This is a genomic window from Rhodococcus sp. AD45-ID (assembly GCF_003023755.1).
In the GTDB taxonomy this organism is placed as follows: Bacteria; Actinomycetota; Actinomycetes; order Mycobacteriales; family Mycobacteriaceae; genus Rhodococcus_F; species Rhodococcus_F globerula.
This window is the reverse complement of sequence record NZ_PYHL01000003.1, coordinates 968,044-983,895: the sequence shown is the minus strand read 5'-3', so window position 1 is coordinate 983,895 and position 15,852 is coordinate 968,044. Positions and strand designations below refer to the sequence as shown.

Sequence of the window (15,852 nt, the reverse complement as noted above, 5' to 3'; positions counted from 1 at the left end):
GGCCATTCTTGTTACTGCGAGTTGTCAGTCGCGACTGAAGTAGCTCAGCAGGCGCAGGATCTCGACGTACAGCCAGACCAAGGTGACGGTGAGGCCGAGGGCGACGCCCCACGCTGCCTTCTCCGGAGCCTGAGCGCGGATCAGCTGATCAGCGGCATCGAAGTCGAGCAGGAAGCTGAAGGCTGCGAGACCGATGCAGACCAGGCTGAAGATAATGGCGATTGGTCCACCGTCACGCAGGCCGAGTCCGCCGTCGATAAAGAAGCTGGCGACGAGGTTACCCAGAGCCAGAACCACGACGCCGATCAAGGCACCGATGATCATGCGGGTCAGTCGCGGCGTCACACGAATGGCGCCGGTCTTGTAGACCACAAGCATGCCGAAGAACACGCCGAACGTGCCGAGAACTGCCTGTGAGATCAGCACCGAGGCCGACACACCGCCAGCCGCTTCGATCGGGGCAGTGAACATGAATGACAGAGCCCCCAGGAAGAGGCCCTCGAACGCGGCATAAGCCAGCACGATGGCCGGGTTGTCCATCTTGCGACCGAAAGTCGCAACGAGAACCAGGACAAGTCCGACCAGACCGCCGACGATCACAAACGGCGATGCGAGACTCGGGTCGTTGTTCACGAGGAAGTACGAGACCAGCGCGGTCAACGCAAGCACACCGAGCGTCATGCCCGTCTTGGTGACAACATCGTCGATTGTCATAGCCCGCGAGGTGGGGCCGGTCTGGTACGGCTCGGCCGGAGCGTACTGCGGCTGGCCGAACTGCTGGGTGACCTGCGAGGCGCCCGCCGTCGCAGATCCGAACGAGGCGTATCCGTTGCCCTCTTGCTTGGGCAGATTGCGGAACACCGGGTTGCTGGTGGTGCGCACCGTGATCATCCCTTCATCGTGGTGACCTGCGACGGGTGCGTCGCGGGTTCGCCGAACGGATCCGAGTTTCCGACCGGTCCGTGTACTCACTAAAAGTAAAGCACTCGTAATTTACAACGTCGGAGCGTTCGCCGTAGTTCCCGGCAGGTTTCCGGTGGGTCAACAGTTCCCGATACTAGGACGCTTTGATCGATCGCATGACGATGAACTTCGCGTTCTTCGCCATCGCTTGACTCTCACCGACTGCTGCTTTCAACGGTTCCCGGTATCCCAGGTGGGCGTTGTGCACGGTCCATAGCTGCCCGCCCGGACGCAGTACCCGACCTGCTGCCTCGAACAGCTTGAGTGCACCACCGGTATGAACGGCGGCACCGACGTGGAACGGCGGGTTCAGGAGGACCAGGTCGACACTGGCGTCGGGCAGAGTGCTCATGGCGTCGTCCCGCAGGCCGCGAACTCGATCTCCGACGCCGTTGGCCGACGCCGTGGCGATCGCCGACGCCACCGCCGCCGACGACTGGTCCGTGGCAACGACCTGCGCGTCTGCGAACTTCAGCGCGATCGCTGTCGCCAGAATGCCACTGCCACAGCCCAGGTCTACGACGTCGCGGGGCGTGATGTCGATCTTGCCTAGATTTTCGAGCAACAACCGGGTTCCGATGTCGAGGCTCGCACCGGCAAACACCGCTCCGTGTGCAACCACGTCGAGACCGAATTCGTCGAGCCACTCGGTCATCGGGAACGTGACGGCGACGTCGGCCTTCGGCTCAGCAGCCCGCAGAACCCGGGACTTCTGCCGGCCTCGCGACGCGCTTACCGCCGAAAAGGACTCTGCGAGAACCTTGTTCATGGCCGGGGTGATGTGCTTGTCGCGCCCGCCTGCGAAGACGCGTACCTCCGGATCGGCATGGAGCGCGATCAGCTGGCTGATCTCCCCCAGCTCGGCGAGGCTGCGCGGCAACTGCATGAGGACAACGCGAGCGCCGCGCAGCAACTCTTCGCAGAGTCCGTGCGACGTATAGCGCTCGGTGAATCCGAGTTCGCGGGCATTGTTCGCCAACGCCAGTTCGCCGGTGAGCGGGTCCTGGTAGACACGCACCTCGGACCGGCCGTGCTCGAGAACCGCTCCGGCCGTCAACGCTCCGTAGTGATCGCCGACAACAACTACCGATCCCGACGGCGCCGCCGCAAGTGCGTCAGCTGCCTCGTCGAGGATCAGCCGATCAGCCGCATCGACAGCAAATAGATTGGGTGCCTCGATGTCGGGAAAGCGGCGGAGTCGATCGAACATTTCGGGGGTGTCGGACATGCGGACCAGTCTCTCAGGTCCGCCTGCCCAACACTCAATCCCGCTCCGAGCAGGTGATCAGTTCGACATCCACTGCACGACGTTGTCGACGTCCTCGCGGGATGTGCGGAACCCGTTCACGGGGTGTTCCGTGTCCGCGTATCCGAAGGAGATCGCGCACACGACCTTGCGGGTGTCGTCGATGCCGAAGTGCTCGTGGATGAACTTGGAGCAACCGGCAAGCGCTGCCTGCGGGATCGTCGCGACGCCAAGGCTTTGAGCAGCGAGGAGAAAGCTGTTGACGTAAAGCCCACAGTCGACGGCCCCGTAGGTCCCCAAAGCCTCGTCCGTGGTGATGATTGCGACGTGCGGAGCGCCGAAGAGCTCGAAGTTCTTCATGGTCTGAGCTCCGGACCCGGCGCGGTCACCGTGTTCGATTCCGACGCTCGAGTACAGTGCCATCGCGCAATCGAACCGGCGCGACTTGTAGACACCTTGATACTCGCGCGGGAACTCGAAATCGGATTCCTGCGGATTGGCCATGACATAAGCGCCTAGACCGGCCCGAAACTTTTCGGTGCCCTCGCCTTCGGTGATTGCCACCTGCCACGGTTGGGTGTTGCACCACGACGGTGTCTTCTGCGCGAGCCGCAGGATCTCGTTGATGACATCACGAGGAACCTGACGATCCTCATAGGCCCGGCAACTGATTCGGGAGTCGAGGAGCGATTCGAGGCTCGACAGGGTGGCGGTGTTCTCGGTCATGTATGCGTCTCCTCGGTCTTGACCAGCGTGTCTTTCTAGCGTTCGTTAGACCCTAACCGGTTGCGGTTTTGAAGGCCGACGCCAGTTCCCCGAAGACAGCCATTGCCTCGTCCGGGTTCGGATCGAGAGCTCCGAGAGCCACCAATACATCGGTCGCGCCGGCGTCGACAAGTTCTTCGGCCCCGAGCATCGTTGCACGTAGATCGATCGATCCGTCCGACGCCCTGGCAATCGTCAAACGTCCACGAATGTCCAGGGTCGACGCATCCCGTCCGAGATCAGCCATCGCCTTACGGATGAGCGCTCCGCCCTCTCGAAGGTCGTCGTTGGTTGCGCCCATGATCGGAATCCACCCGTCACCCCAGGTTGCGACACGTCGCACGACGGCCTTCGACAACGAACCGGACACCCAGATCGGGATTCCAGTGGCCGGCCGAGGCGCGCAGTACACGTCGTCGAACTTCAGGCGGGGTGTGTCGATGCTTGCCGGTGCCGAAGTCCACAGTGCCCGGCAGATCGCCAATGCGTCGTCGAGAAGCGGGCCGCGCTTGCCGAAATCGATTCCCGCAGCATCGTATTCACGTTCCTGCCAACCGGTTCCGACTCCGAGATCCAAGCGTCCCCGCGAGAGAAGGTCGATGGTCGCCGCGGTCTTGGCCAGCACGGCTCCCCCGCGCAACGCCGCGATCACGATGCCAGTGCCCAGTCGAATCGTTGTGGTCTGTCCGGCAACAAAAGCCAGCACGCTCAAGGGTTCGAGCCAATTCGCGTCCGGCTCGGTGGGAAACGCCGACCATGTGTATGCGGAGTTGTCCGAACCCATCACGACGTGATCGGTGACCAGGACTCGATCGAACCCGGCTGACTCCGCGCTTTGACAGACCTGAACCAGTTTCCCGTAGGAATCCGCTGCCAACGTAGTGCCGAAGTTCGGAACGTTGAGACTCAAAGTTGTCATGGGTCAAGCCTTTCGGGGGCGGTTGGTCCAACCACCCTCTTCGGTGGGGAACCAACCGCCCGCGGCGTGGGAGCCACCGTCGACATGGATGACGGTGCCGGTGATGTACCTTGCCAGGTCTGATGCAAGAAACAGTGCCGGCCCGGCGATATCCACTGGTTGCCCCGGACCACCCAACGGTGCCCACTGCGGCCACTTGGCCCAGTCGTCGGCGGCCACGATCGACCGGTACGGCACCTGCACGGACTCGATGAGATCGGGCGCAATTGCGTTGACGCGCACGCCTGTTCTACCGATCTCGACGCCGAGGCTTCTGGTGAACTGCGTCAGCGCGGCCTTGTACGCCGAGTACACGGTGTGTCCCGGGATTGCCCGATGCGCTTCCACCGTGGTCAGATTCAGGATCGATCCGCCTGCGCCGCGTTCGATCATGCCGGGAAGCAGCGCATGTGTCAGGCGCAGAACCTGGTCGAAGTTGATATTGCCCATGTCCGACCAGAACGCCGGCGTCGTGGCTGAAAAGGTTTGCGGCGGTGCCAGAAAGTGGCCGACGTTGTTCACCAGAATGTCCGGTGCGAAGTCGATCAGCTCCTGCGGAATTTCGGCCTTGCGGACGTCGTAGGACAAACTTGCAACCGAACCACCTGCTGTGGAATCGAATTCGATGTCCGCGACAGGCTCGGTGTCGACGTCGACAACAAGCACCTGGGCGCCATGACTCGCATAGGCCCGTGCGATTGCGGCTCCGATGGCGTGCGCGCCACCCGTCACCACCGCCTTCTTGCCCACCAACATCGGCCCCGGGACAAACGCCGAATCGCTCACCACACATCACTCCGTCACTGTTCTCGCTCGGCAACTCGAGATGAGGCCGCTCCGCAATGCACCATCACACAAAGAGAAACCAAACGCGGCGCGCGTTCTCACTCAGCGGCAGAAGGCAATCTGTAATTCCGGCGAGACTCGATGAACGCGTCGACGTCTGCCGCCGGCATCGGGCGACCTTCCAGATAGCCCTGAACGACGCGGCAGCCACACTCGGTCACCACGGCTCGCTGACGATCGGTTTCGACGCCCTCGGCAACCGTTTCCAAGCCCATCGACTCGGCAATGTCGACAATGGCGCGAAATACCGCGGTTCTCGACTCCGTTGGATCCGCGTCCAGTTGGCTCACAAAAGCTCGGTCGATCTTCAATCTGTCCACCGGCAGCAAGGACAGGCTCGCGACCGAGGAGTACCCGGTGCCGAAATCGTCCATGGCAATGGCAACACCCAACTCCGCGATCCGTAGCAGGACTTCTCGATCCGAGTCGTCGATGACCAGCGACTCGGTCACCTCGATCTCCAGTCGCTCCGCAGCCAAGCCTGTTTCGCGAAGAACTTCGCGAACGGATTCGACGTACCCCACGGAACGCAACTGCACCTGAGAAACATTCACTGCAATACGCACGTGGTCGGGCCACGTCGTCGCCAGCGCGGATGCGGTGCGCAAGACCTCTGCCCCGATAGGAACGATAAGCCCTGTTTCCTCCGCGACCGAGATGAAGTCAGCCGGTGAAACCACACCCGAGACGGGGTGGTTCCACCTCAATAACGCCTCGAATCCCACGACGGCTCCAGTAGCTGCCGACACCTGCGGTTGGTAGGCAAGTTCGAACTCGCTGTTCTGCACCGCCATTCGAAGATCCAGGAGTGCCCTGGCCCTACCGGTAGCGCGCTCACGCAGAGTCGAGTCGAACCGTCGAATCTGATTCCGACCACTCACCTTCGCGTGATAAAGCGCGAGGTCCGCGACAACGACCAAATCGTCGAGGTTTGCCGCATCATTCGGAAGTGAACCGTATCCAAGACTTCCCCGAACCCGAATCGAGTTGCCGGCGAGGTCGAATGGAACATCGATCGCATCGACGATCGACTGGAACCGCTCCTTGACTTCCTGCTCGTCGTCGATCCCGCTGAAAGCCACGGCAAATTCGTCCCCACCGAGTCGAGCACAGATTTCCGTCAGGCGCAGCACGGCGTTCAGCCGCGCCGCCACATCGACCAGCACGTTATCGCCGACGCGGTGCCCCCAGCGGTCGTTGATCGACTTGAAATTGTCGAGGTCGAGCATGGCCAGCCAGACATCGTCTCCGTCGGCGATCATCTTCGACAACCGCGCCGTGAACGTGTACCGATTCTGAAGTCCGGTGAGCGAATCCACCTCGGCAAGTTCGCGAATGTACTCCCGCTGCTGATGAACGCGCGTGATGTCGGAGCCGACGCCGCGCCAACCGCCGTCGGAAAGGCTGTCACTCCTACGATGCCCGGACATCGACCACCGTCGAGGTCGACCGCCGATCCACACGTCCAATTCGATGTCACGGAATGCGTCACCGTTGTCGAGGCGCTCGACAAGTGTGTCGAGCGCAATGCGTCCGGTCGCTGTTCTGTCGGCCCCGACGCCCTTCAGAATCTCGCTCATAGCCCGTCCACTGATCTCGGCGGCCGGCAATCCCAGACTCTCCGCAAAACGATGGGACACAGCCACCGCGATACCCTTGTCGTCGGTTTCCCACAGCCAGTCCTGCGCACCGTCTTCGAGATCGTTGAGTAGCAGTTCGACAAGATCGCGCTGATCCTCCGCGTTGAGTTCTGCGCGGAGGCGACGCTCGAAAACGTTTGCCAACACCAATGTTCCGCATTGGAGCGACACGAGATAGAGACCGAGCAATCCTAGTAGTACCCAACGCTCCGAACCTGGTTCAGTCCAGAATCCCCACGCCAGACCACCGCCGACAATCACGATCCACACAGTCGTCAAACCCCGGAACATCACTACCGGAATGATCCCAACTACCACGCCTCCCAACAAAATTGCCGTCAGCGTCAGCTCTTGGGCCGCTCCGAGAATTGGAAAGAGAACAAAAGCGGCCCAAGCCAGCAACGCCGCCCATGTGACTACCTGAATCGCCACGACGACAAGATCCGTGATCTCCCGCTCGGCCTCGCGTTTTTTGAGTCTCGTGAACCAGAACACGGCGAGCGAGATATTGGATCCAAGTACCAAAGCCATCCAAGTCCACCGGAACCAACCGGTTTCGACAGGCATAAAAGCGACGACCAAGCTCAGTGAGAATGCCGCGACGAGGAATGCCATGGGCGCGACGCGCGCAGAGTAGTGCAATCGGCGGATGAGAAGTCTTCGATCTTCGTAGTACGACGCGGGGTCGCCCGTCCACGACGGGTCGATGAGATGAAACACCGTGTGGAATGCCCGCTGCCTCAACCCTCGCTTCTCACTCATGGTGCACCGACAAGATCCGCATCAGATTCTCGAGCGTCATCGCCTCACCCGCGACACGACCCTGCACCGTCCGCACTTTCATGTCGGCCGCACCCGCGAGTTGCACCTCGCTGTCGACCCCCAGCATCACCGCCTCCAAACCCAACGACTCGACCAAAGTCACAACGGCGGCAAGAATCGGCCACTGCCCCGGAACGGTTCCCGAGAACGACCGATCGACGCGGACTCGAGTAAAAGGGAGATCCGACAGCGATGCAAGGGAAGAGAATCCGGTTCCGAACTCGTCGACGGTCAACGAAACACCAAGCCCAGCCACTCCACGCATCCCAGCCTTCGCTCGATCCGAGATCGCCGATGATTCGGTGAGCTGCAACTCGATTCGACGAGCAAGAACACCCCATCTGTCGAGCGCGTCCGCAACATGGTCGACAAGCCCATCCGATTCGAGTTCGCGCCCAGAGACGCTGATTGCCAACCGGATATCACCCGGCATTTTCGACGCAGCGCTGCATGCCTTCTCGAACAGCATCGAGCCGACGGTCGACGACAGTCCGGCGTCGTCGACAACAACCATGAATTCGGTTGCCGGCACCATTCCCAGCCTCGCGTTGTTCCACGTCGCTTTGACCTCGACCGCGACTATCGAGCGCGAAGCCACGTCGAGCTGCGGCAGAAAGCGGAGCTCGATATCGTCGGGCGATACGCCATTTCCGATGTCTTCCAACAGATGTGCGCGTCTGGTCGCGGTCAGTTGCATCGAATGCTGATACTGGAGGATTGTTCCTCGCCCCGATTCTTTGGCTGCGTAGAGCGCAAGGTCCGCGGCCACCAGTAGCGCATCAGCGGTTTGTCCCCGATCGGCCGGAACGTGGAACCCTATGCTGCATCCGATATCCAACCGGTTACCGGACACCAAAACCGGTTCTCGGAGAATATCGACGTAACTCAGCAGATCCGTGTGCACGCTGTCGTGATCGTCAACCGTTCGGAACAAGATTGCGAACTCGTCACCGCCGAGACGCGCACACAGGTGTGCTGCTCCGCCTACCTCCACCAGGCGTGCTCCCACCTCTTTCAACACTTCGTCGCCTATCGAATGTCCCAGCGTGTCGTTCACCGATTTGAAGTTGTCGAGGTCGAGCATCGCAAGCGCGATCCGAGGTTTCCCTTGCTCCGAGTTACGCACGCTGCGTTCGAGTTCCAACCAGAAATTGTGTCGGTTGGGCATCCCGGTCAGCGCGTCGATCAGACCCATGCGAACGATTTCGTCGCTCTGAATCTTCACATCGGTGACGTCCGAGCCGACGCCTCGCCAGACAAAATCGTCAGGTGCCAGTCCGGGGGTAGGCCGACCGGACAGTTTCCACCACCGTATGGCGTCGCGTACCCGCACCGGAAGCATGACGTCGACAAACGCGTCCTTTGCGCTGCGAGCCTTCTCCAGTTCCAACAACGCATCACGTCCACCAGGTAGCTCATATGACCCCAGCTCGGCAAAGAGTTGCTGCCATGACACACCTCGCACCGCAGCCGGATCGATCCCGGCGTCGAACGCGAGCCTGCTGGGAATCCGCAAGAACCGACCTTTGCTATCGGTCTCCCACACAAAATCCGCGGCATTGCCTTCGAAATCGTCGAGCAGCATTTGCGCAACAGTCCGCTCTGCCGCGGCGCTGAGTTCCGCTTTGTAGCGCCCTTCGATATGCCCCGATACCACGATCGTGCCGGCGATCAGCGCGGTTCCGTATACCAGGAGACTGATCAGAAGCCGTCCGAACTCCGGGCCTGGCTGCTGCCAGAACGCGATGCCGAGAATCACCGTACTCGACAGAATCCAGATGACACCTAGAGAACGCAGCACCGCCGTAGTCAGCGCACCCGCACCGATAATCGCCGCCATCGTGCCCGTCATCACCAGGTCGCCGGCGTCGTCGAGGATCGGGTACAACACAATCGCGAGCGCTGAGTAGAGGACGCCCGCGGCGGCAAACTCGAATGCCAGGAAAATATAGGCAAGGTGCTCGGACTGCACGATCGCCCCTCGTCTGACGGCAACCCCTACATACGCGCCGACAAGGCCGACTACTCCTGCAGCAATCGGCCAGGCCCTGAGCAAAAGGCCGCCGTCCTCGGGAATGACGTACATCGACAATCCGAGTACAACCAGAAGGTGTACCGCTGCTGCCCAGGGCAACATCGTGAAGCTGACGGTGATCTGCCGGTTCCTGAGGTCACGCCGCTGCGCCGCTGTCAGTGCGCGCTGCTCGGCGAGCAGTGCCGAACGTGGTTCGAAACCCATCGAGCCCCCTCGCCCGTCGGACTCTGTGCGGACCGACCTACATGCAGCCTTGCACCAATCGGGCAATTATGCCGTAACAAGAATTAACCCATCGATACGGACGTCCAAGTGGCACTACGGTAGGAAACCACACGATTGCCCCAAAGTCAGCAAACCACGAGCGCCGTCATGGCAACATCATGTGAATCGACCGTGACGTCGGCCGGACACCGACCGTGACATCGGCCGGACACCGGCCGTGACATCGGCCGGACACCGGCTAGGTTCCGCACCGGTCGAGGAGGCTCGGTTGATGTCCACACCGTCACCAAAATCGGACATCAGGAACAATGGGATCTGATCGACCATCACAACGGACAAAATTCGCAACTGATCGCGCACCAGGTTCCACGATCGAACTCTTCGGGTTCAGAGAAGGACAACTACGATGGCAATCGACTACACCCGGCGCCCCTCGGAATCCACACCCTCCACAGGCTCGGTCAATCTGAGCAAGATCACACTGACCAAAGCCGCACCGACGGTCAATCTCGCCAAGGCCGGCGAACGCCAGGGAAACATGCGTGTGAATCTCAACTGGTCACAAGGTGCCGCGCCGAAGAAAACGGGTTTCCTGGCCAAACTCGCCGGCGCAGGATCTGGTGCCGTCGATCTCGACCTCGGCTGTCTCTACGAACTCGCAGACGGTTCCAAAGGGGTTGTCCAGGCACTGGGCAACAGCTTCGGAGCATTGAATACCGCGCCGTTCATCATGTTGGACGGCGACGATCGCAGCGGTTCGAACACCGGCGGCGAGAACATGCACGTCAATCTCGCCGACCCGAGCGTCTTCCGACGGATTCTGATCTTCGCGATGATCTACGACGGCGCACCCAACTGGGCTGCCGTCGACGGCGTTGTCACCCTGGAGCCGACCACTGGACCCCAAGTGGAAGTTCGACTGGACTCTGCGAGCAATCAGGCTCGCATCTGCGCAATCGCCTTCATCCAGAGTTCTGGACAAGGCGTGAGTGTTACCCGGGAAGTGCAGTACATCAACGGCAGTCAGTCCGACCTCGACCGCGCCTACAGTTGGGGCATGCAGTGGTCTGCGGGCCGTAAATAGGCAGCGACGAGACCAATCAGGGTCTGCCACTATTGCGCAATTTGTCCATATTTGACTGTGGAATTGGCTAGGCTCGATTTCTGTGGGGTCAGACATGAGGGGTCAACTCGACACCGATAGTGGGTCGGCCGTGCTATGTGCTTAGCCTGGTCGGCGGTGGTGCCCCGATTCCCTCGAGATCGGGGCATCACCTAGCTCCATCGCCACGTAATGCGCCGCAATTTCGCCATTTCACACGCGGTTTCGCGGCTCACCGGCATGGGTACCAGAGAGGAAGTTCTCCTCTAGCTTCTCAAGACTGAACTGGTGATCCGAATGTGGGTGAAGCGAACCGACACAGCGCTGATCGTCATCGTTGCCGTCATCCTCGGGATCATGGTGTGGATCTCGAGTTCTCACCTCGCCGCGTCGATCGGGGTCACCGTCGCCGCTGCCGCAACCTTCTGGATCGCCTGCGGATTCATCCACGGATTCCATTCCCCGAAATGACCTTCATCCCTGCCGTAAACGAATAGTCAAGTACCGCAATAATTCTGACCTGTCAGTTGAATGCCGATATATTCGAAGAAGTGGACGTGCAGTCGACATCAATGATGTGGGCCAGCTTCTTCGGGAGTTCGATCTCATCAAGACCTCTGACAGCGTAGGACTTTCCATTCGGCCTGATCGTCACGCGGGCACCGGGAATGACGCCGGCGTTGACCAGGAACCTGATGAGTTCGGGATCGGACTGCGCATGTTCGGAAATGGACCTGACGACGCCGGCCACAGGCAGTGTCGATTCCGGAATGTCGGCCAGTTTTGTTGCTGCACCCGTTGATTCAACTGTAATTCCGAAGTGCTCCAGCCCCGGGATAGGGTTTCCCCACGGCGAAGTGGTCGGACCACCGAGGAGGTCGACAATGCGCCGCTCGGCCTCCTCGCTCATGACGTGTTGCAGGCGGCTGGCTTCCCCATGCACAAGTGTCGTTGGCATGTTGACGACGTCGGTGAGCAGTCGCTCAGCAAGTCGATGTTTGCGGGTCACCTCGATCGCACGGATGCTTCCCGGATCGGTAAGTTCGATGAGGTTATCGTCGGCAATCGAGACCAGACCGGCTCGTTTCATCCGTGTCACAGTGTGAAATACCGTCGCAGCGGCTTGGTGCATTCGTTCGATCAAGCGAGATTGCCGCACCGGGACACAATCCTCGTTGAGGTCGTAGATGGTGCGCAGATACATCTCAGTGGTGTTGACGATTTCCTTCACGCGGCCAGATGCCTTTCCAAACAGAAGTCGTGCTTGCTCGAACACAGTGATGGTTCCGATACCGGACTTTGGTGGTGCCGGACCGGAGCAGGGATAGTAGAGCCGTGCGAATTCTTGTGGTGGACGACGACCGTAATGTCGCGGAAACTGTGCGCCGGATGCTGGTGACCGAAGGCTGGGTCGTGGACGTGGAACATGACGGCCGCGCTGGGCTGGAGAAGGCGACTACAGAGCATTTCGACGTCGTGATACTCGACATCATGATGCCTGCACTCAACGGGTACGAGGTGGTGCGCCAGCTGCGCCGCGACGGTGTGTGGACACCAGTATTGATGCTGACCGCCAAGGACGGAGAGTACGACCAGGCCGATGCCTTCGATTTCGGCGCTGACGACTATCTGACAAAGCCTTTCTCGTTTGTCGTGTTGATCGCGCGCTTGCGAGCTCTGGTGCGCCGCGGCGCACCGGAGCGGCCGGTGGTGCTGACTGCGGGTTCGCTGAGCGTCGATCCCACGTCTCACGTTGCCAAACGAGGAGATACCGAATTGACCTTGGCACCAAGGGAATTCGGAATGCTCGAGTTCTTGATGCGCCACAAGGGCGAAGTAGTGACCAAAACCGAAATCCTCCAGTCCGTGTGGGATATCAACTACCGAGGCGACGAGAACGTCGTGGAGGTGTACGTCAGCTACCTCCGGCGACGGATCGACACCCCGTTCGGGTGCAAGTCGATCGAAACGATTCGTGGAGTCGGCTACCGGTTGGCAGCCGACGGCGGAGGCTAGTCGCTCCACGGTACCGATCGTGGAGGCTATTCGCTCCACGGCACCGATCGTGGAGGCTATTCGCTCCACGGTGGCACCGGGAGCGTGAATCCGACTGTGGCGCCGCCGTCGGAAGCATCTGCAACAGTGACGTTTCCGTGGTGGGCCCGCACGATTTCGTCGACAATCGCCAAACCGAGACCTGAACCCCCACTGCTACGTTCGCGAACAGTGTCGAGACGGACAAAGCGTTGCAGTACTCGCGATTTATCGGCATCGGCAATCCCTGGCCCATTGTCGGACACGGTCACACTCACATGACGCCGATCGGCGTCGACGGTTATCGCGAAGTCCAGACGGTCATGAGTGTGATGGGATGCATTGTCCGCGATGTTACGCAAGGCACGAGCCAGTTTCTCGCCGTCACCTTGCACCCGCACCGCGCTGATCTTCGCGGTAATCGTATGCCGACCAAGCGCTTCGAGCCGTGCAACCTCGGCGCTGACCACCTCGTCGATGTCAACGTCGGCCAGCCGCAGCGGCACACCGCGTTCGTCGGCGCGTGCGAGGAACAACAGGTCGGAAACCATCCCTTGCAGCCGAAGTGCCTCAGGCATCATGACTGTCGCCACGGTCTCCGGGTCGATGGGCTGCTTCGTTGTCCGGGACAGATCAAGCAGACCCACCAATGTGGTCAACGGACTGTTGAGCTCGTGCGACGCGTCGTTCACGAAGCGCATCTGCTCGGCCCGGGCAGTGCCGATGCGTTCGAGCATTGCATTCATTGTGGTTGCCAGAGTGGCGATCTCGTCGCCGGTATCCGGTACAGGCACCCGCTGATCGAGGTCTCCACCGGTAATGTCGTCAACCTGTCTACGAATGTCGTCAACCGGTTTCAGGGTCCGGGCGACAAAGTAATGGGTCAAGACAGCCGTCCCGATCACGATGATCGGGATCACTACAGCGGCCAGCACAGCAACAAAGCGAAAAAGCGAGTCGAGGCGACTCTCGGCCGCCCCGACTTCCACCGTGACCACTTCACCACCTGGGGCGAGTGCACCGACAAGTGCCCCGCGATACGCGGGACCGTCCGGGGTTGTCTGCAAACCGCTTTCGCGTCGTTCCTCGCCAGGCCGCAGCCCCGAGCCGAGCGGACCAGCCGGATAACGCTCCCCGCTGAACACCACGTGCCCCGCGTCGTCCACCACCTGAATGATGTCGACGTACCGACTATCGGTCAGCAACGACTCGTCGAGGCCGGCAAGCCCCTTCGATTCGACGACCGCCGCGATCTGCCTCGCGCGGGCTGTCGTTGCCACGTCGGCTGACTGGCGCGACGACTGGTACAGGGCGTAGAGCACTGCGCCTGCCGCAACAGTCAACGTGAGAGCTACCAACAACGTCGCCAGCACCGTCAGACGGGTACGCACAGGCCTGAGCCGCCGACGAATTCGGCCGGTCCACGCAGTGAGTGATGAGTGCACGAGTAAGACAGTAGACGCGCCATGCGCTCGATCCGTAGCGCAACTCAGCGTCCCCTAAGTATTGCTGGTCCAGGATGCATTCTGTGCGACTTGCCGTAGATGCTGTCGTCACCACACGAACCGAAGGGACACCATTCATGGCTACTCGTACCGGGCACCGCCTGGCCGTCGCCGGCACCATTGCCGGCCTGTCGGCACTCGCCCTCGTCGTCAACCCGGCAATCGGCTCCGCAGCGATTACCGGCGGCGCATCCGTGCATGCCAACGCCGGCGCAGGCACCATCACGACCTCGATCACCGGCCTCAACACCACCAAGGCTTTCGTCAAATGTGAGGGCACCGTTTACCGCGCCGACGCCACCATCCTCGACTCGACCACCAAGGTCGGCTCGAGCTACCTCGTCGTGGGCGACACCATGGTCGCCGGTCAGGTACTGACCAACGCCTCCGGCATCGGCACCTCTGCAGTCTTCCCCGACGGCGAGTACCAGGTCCGCACCAAGTGCAAGGAAGACGGCGACACCGACTACCAGGATCCGATCGCATCGGTCCGCGTCACGGTCACCAGCACCACTCCGCCGGCCACCGGTTCGCTTGACCCGGCGGCCCTGCTGCAGGGCCTGCTCAACGGCGTCTTGAGCCAGTTCGGCAGCTAGAGCATCTGATTGCATACGCGGCGCGAACACCACACAGTCGAATCCGAACGAAGGAACCCGCTATGACAAGGATGCCCGAGCGTATTCGCGCCGCGTATAACGCCGAAATGTACGACGTCGGAACTACCAGCGAGGACGCGCAGAAATGGATTCACCTCGAACAGGCGCACATCCTGGCTCAGCCGTACCCCTGGCCGCATACGCGTAATCACGTTGCAATGCTCACACTGGCACTGCGGCAACGCGATTGGCGCGAAGCGCGCGGACAGCTCGTGCGGATCGTGGTTGCGGCACCCGGTTCGGTCCTGGGCCGCTACCCCTCCGGCAACACTGGGCGCACTGCTGCTGGGCTCACGACACCGATGCCGATACCGGATCAGCTGGCGAACCTTCTCACCAATTCGGCTTAACCGACCCACCACCGGATTCGGTGGCGACTCGAACTGGAATGGCGGGCGGGAACTGTGCGGACCATCGCGACTGCTCGACATCGATCCGTGCTACAGGGGCGCAGGACAGTCTTCTCGATGCCGGATACACGCACAGAACTGTCATCGACTCCGTCGCACACACTCGATGCACTGCCGCGCAGTGGGTAGCGCCTCCAGTCTGGCGTCTGCAATCGGCTCCTGGCAGACCTCACAAATTCCGTATTCACCTGACCGGAGGCGGGTTGTCGCCGCTTCCAAATCCCGCAATTCGGCTTCGGTATCGGCAATGAGAGACGCGATTTTGGCCCGCTCGAACGCGATGGTCGACCCTTCGGGATCGTGTTCATCGTCGTCGGTAGTCCAGCGGGAACCTTCGATTATGGATTCGAGTCCTTCGCGGAGTGATGCCAAGCGGTGCTCTGCCCGCCGCCGTTCCAGGCCGATGGTCGCGTGGAAATCCTGCATCATAGTATTCAACGCTGCCCAAGCACCGCGCACAATGCGTGCGATCGGCTGGTCGGAGAGCTGCGTACCCTCTGCGTACCGAAGCGAAGTCGGATGAACATCCGAGGCTTCGAATTGTGCGGTGAGCTGGTCTTTTTGGTGCCCCCAGTCGGACTTGAACCGACACTTGACGGATTTTAAGTCCGTTGCCTCTGCCAATTGGGCTATGGGGGCCTTCCC

The 15,852-nt window shown here is 60.9% G+C and carries 15 protein-coding genes and 1 tRNA gene; 5 read left to right on the top strand and 11 right to left on the bottom strand.

Going from position 1 to position 15,852, the window contains the following annotated elements; all coding sequences use genetic code 11:
* Window positions 1-24 precede the first annotated feature (24 nt).
* The 7 genes from C7T36_RS28760 to C7T36_RS28730 form a co-directional block, all read right to left on the bottom strand.
* Window positions 25-882, bottom strand: a complete 858-nt coding sequence (locus C7T36_RS28760) for a Bax inhibitor-1/YccA family protein (RefSeq protein ID WP_172937472.1) — start codon at window positions 880-882, stop codon at window positions 25-27.
* A 175-nt stretch (window positions 883-1,057) separates the two neighbouring features.
* Window positions 1,058-2,191 carry a class I SAM-dependent methyltransferase gene (locus tag C7T36_RS28755; RefSeq protein ID WP_045069348.1) on the bottom strand — a complete coding sequence of 378 codons (1,134 nt, stop codon included), beginning with the start codon at window positions 2,189-2,191 and terminating at the stop codon, window positions 1,058-1,060.
* A gap of 57 nt (window positions 2,192-2,248) precedes the next feature.
* A complete protein-coding gene (locus tag C7T36_RS28750) occupies window positions 2,249-2,935 on the bottom strand; it encodes a nitroreductase (protein ID WP_045069346.1) in 687 nt (228 codons plus the stop codon).
* A gap of 52 nt (window positions 2,936-2,987) precedes the next feature.
* Complete coding sequence (locus C7T36_RS28745; protein WP_045069344.1) at window positions 2,988-3,893, bottom strand: TIGR03619 family F420-dependent LLM class oxidoreductase; 906 nt, start codon at window positions 3,891-3,893, stop codon at window positions 2,988-2,990.
* 3 nt (window positions 3,894-3,896) lie between these two features.
* Window positions 3,897-4,688 carry an SDR family NAD(P)-dependent oxidoreductase gene (locus C7T36_RS28740; protein ID WP_045069865.1) on the bottom strand — a complete coding sequence of 264 codons (792 nt, stop codon included), beginning with the start codon at window positions 4,686-4,688 and terminating at the stop codon, window positions 3,897-3,899.
* Between the two features lie 128 nt (window positions 4,689-4,816).
* Window positions 4,817-7,180, bottom strand: coding sequence for a bifunctional diguanylate cyclase/phosphodiesterase (locus tag C7T36_RS28735; RefSeq protein ID WP_052683596.1), 2,364 nt, complete (start codon window positions 7,178-7,180; stop codon window positions 4,817-4,819).
* Window positions 7,173-9,479, bottom strand: a complete 2,307-nt coding sequence (locus C7T36_RS28730) for a bifunctional diguanylate cyclase/phosphodiesterase (protein WP_239654782.1) — start codon at window positions 9,477-9,479, stop codon at window positions 7,173-7,175. Before C7T36_RS28730 ends, C7T36_RS28735 begins: the two co-directional genes overlap by 8 nt.
* A 427-nt stretch (window positions 9,480-9,906) precedes the next feature.
* Between C7T36_RS28730 and C7T36_RS28720 the strand changes: the two genes are divergently transcribed.
* Entirely contained in the window at window positions 9,907-10,584 is a 678-nt protein-coding gene (locus C7T36_RS28720; RefSeq protein ID WP_033234542.1) for a Tellurium resistance, read from the top strand.
* 306 nt (window positions 10,585-10,890) lie between these two features.
* Entirely contained in the window at window positions 10,891-11,073 is a 183-nt protein-coding gene (locus tag C7T36_RS29955) for a hypothetical protein (RefSeq protein ID WP_045069339.1), read from the top strand.
* 52 nt (window positions 11,074-11,125) lie between these two features.
* Here the strand turns inward: C7T36_RS29955 and C7T36_RS28715 are convergent, their stop codons facing one another.
* Window positions 11,126-11,833: a metal-dependent transcriptional regulator gene (locus C7T36_RS28715; RefSeq protein WP_045069338.1), complete on the bottom strand. Its 708-nt coding sequence runs from the start codon at window positions 11,831-11,833 to the stop codon at window positions 11,126-11,128.
* 104 nt (window positions 11,834-11,937) lie between these two features.
* Here C7T36_RS28715 and C7T36_RS28710 point away from each other — a divergent pair, with 104 nt between their 5' ends.
* Window positions 11,938-12,618, top strand: coding sequence for a response regulator transcription factor (locus C7T36_RS28710; RefSeq protein ID WP_045069336.1), 681 nt, complete (start codon window positions 11,938-11,940; stop codon window positions 12,616-12,618).
* Between the two features lie 56 nt (window positions 12,619-12,674).
* Here C7T36_RS28710 and C7T36_RS28705 read toward each other — a convergent pair whose 3' ends face one another.
* A complete protein-coding gene (locus C7T36_RS28705; protein WP_045069334.1) occupies window positions 12,675-14,081 on the bottom strand; it encodes a cell wall metabolism sensor histidine kinase WalK in 1,407 nt (468 codons plus the stop codon).
* A gap of 137 nt (window positions 14,082-14,218) precedes the next feature.
* On the opposite strand from C7T36_RS28705, the gene C7T36_RS28700 reads away from it, so the two are divergent.
* Window positions 14,219-14,737 carry a hypothetical protein gene (locus C7T36_RS28700; RefSeq protein WP_033234545.1) on the top strand — a complete coding sequence of 173 codons (519 nt, stop codon included), beginning with the start codon at window positions 14,219-14,221 and terminating at the stop codon, window positions 14,735-14,737.
* 62 nt (window positions 14,738-14,799) lie between these two features.
* Entirely contained in the window at window positions 14,800-15,147 is a 348-nt protein-coding gene (locus C7T36_RS28695; protein WP_045069332.1) for a DUF3703 domain-containing protein, read from the top strand.
* Between the two features lie 141 nt (window positions 15,148-15,288).
* Here the strand turns inward: C7T36_RS28695 and C7T36_RS28690 are convergent, their stop codons facing one another.
* Window positions 15,289-15,633: a TraR/DksA C4-type zinc finger protein gene (locus C7T36_RS28690; RefSeq protein WP_092807355.1), complete on the bottom strand. Its 345-nt coding sequence runs from the start codon at window positions 15,631-15,633 to the stop codon at window positions 15,289-15,291.
* 136 nt (window positions 15,634-15,769) lie between these two features.
* A tRNA-Leu gene (locus C7T36_RS28685) sits at window positions 15,770-15,846 on the bottom strand.
* Window positions 15,847-15,852 lie beyond the last annotated feature (6 nt).

Excerpts from the sequence above, each read along its gene's own strand:
- C7T36_RS28755 (WP_045069348.1), bottom strand. The coding sequence starts at position 2,191 with ATGTCCGACACCCCCGAAATGTTCGATCGACTCCGCCGCTTTCCCGAC.
- C7T36_RS28750 (WP_045069346.1), bottom strand. The coding sequence starts at position 2,935 with ATGACCGAGAACACCGCCACCCTGTCGAGCCTCGAATCGCTCCTCGAC.
- C7T36_RS28745 (WP_045069344.1), bottom strand. The coding sequence starts at position 3,893 with ATGACAACTTTGAGTCTCAACGTTCCGAACTTCGGCACTACGTTGGCA.
- C7T36_RS28740 (WP_045069865.1), bottom strand. The coding sequence starts at position 4,688 with ATGTTGGTGGGCAAGAAGGCGGTGGTGACGGGTGGCGCGCACGCCATC.
- C7T36_RS28735 (WP_052683596.1), bottom strand. The coding sequence starts at position 7,180 with ATGAGTGAGAAGCGAGGGTTGAGGCAGCGGGCATTCCACACGGTGTTT.
- C7T36_RS28730 (WP_239654782.1), bottom strand. The coding sequence starts at position 9,479 with ATGGGTTTCGAACCACGTTCGGCACTGCTCGCCGAGCAGCGCGCACTG.
- C7T36_RS28720 (WP_033234542.1), top strand. The coding sequence starts at position 9,907 with ATGGCAATCGACTACACCCGGCGCCCCTCGGAATCCACACCCTCCACA.
- C7T36_RS28700 (WP_033234545.1), top strand. The coding sequence starts at position 14,219 with ATGGCTACTCGTACCGGGCACCGCCTGGCCGTCGCCGGCACCATTGCC.
- C7T36_RS28695 (WP_045069332.1), top strand. The coding sequence starts at position 14,800 with ATGACAAGGATGCCCGAGCGTATTCGCGCCGCGTATAACGCCGAAATG.
- C7T36_RS28690 (WP_092807355.1), bottom strand. The coding sequence starts at position 15,633 with ATGCAGGATTTCCACGCGACCATCGGCCTGGAACGGCGGCGGGCAGAG.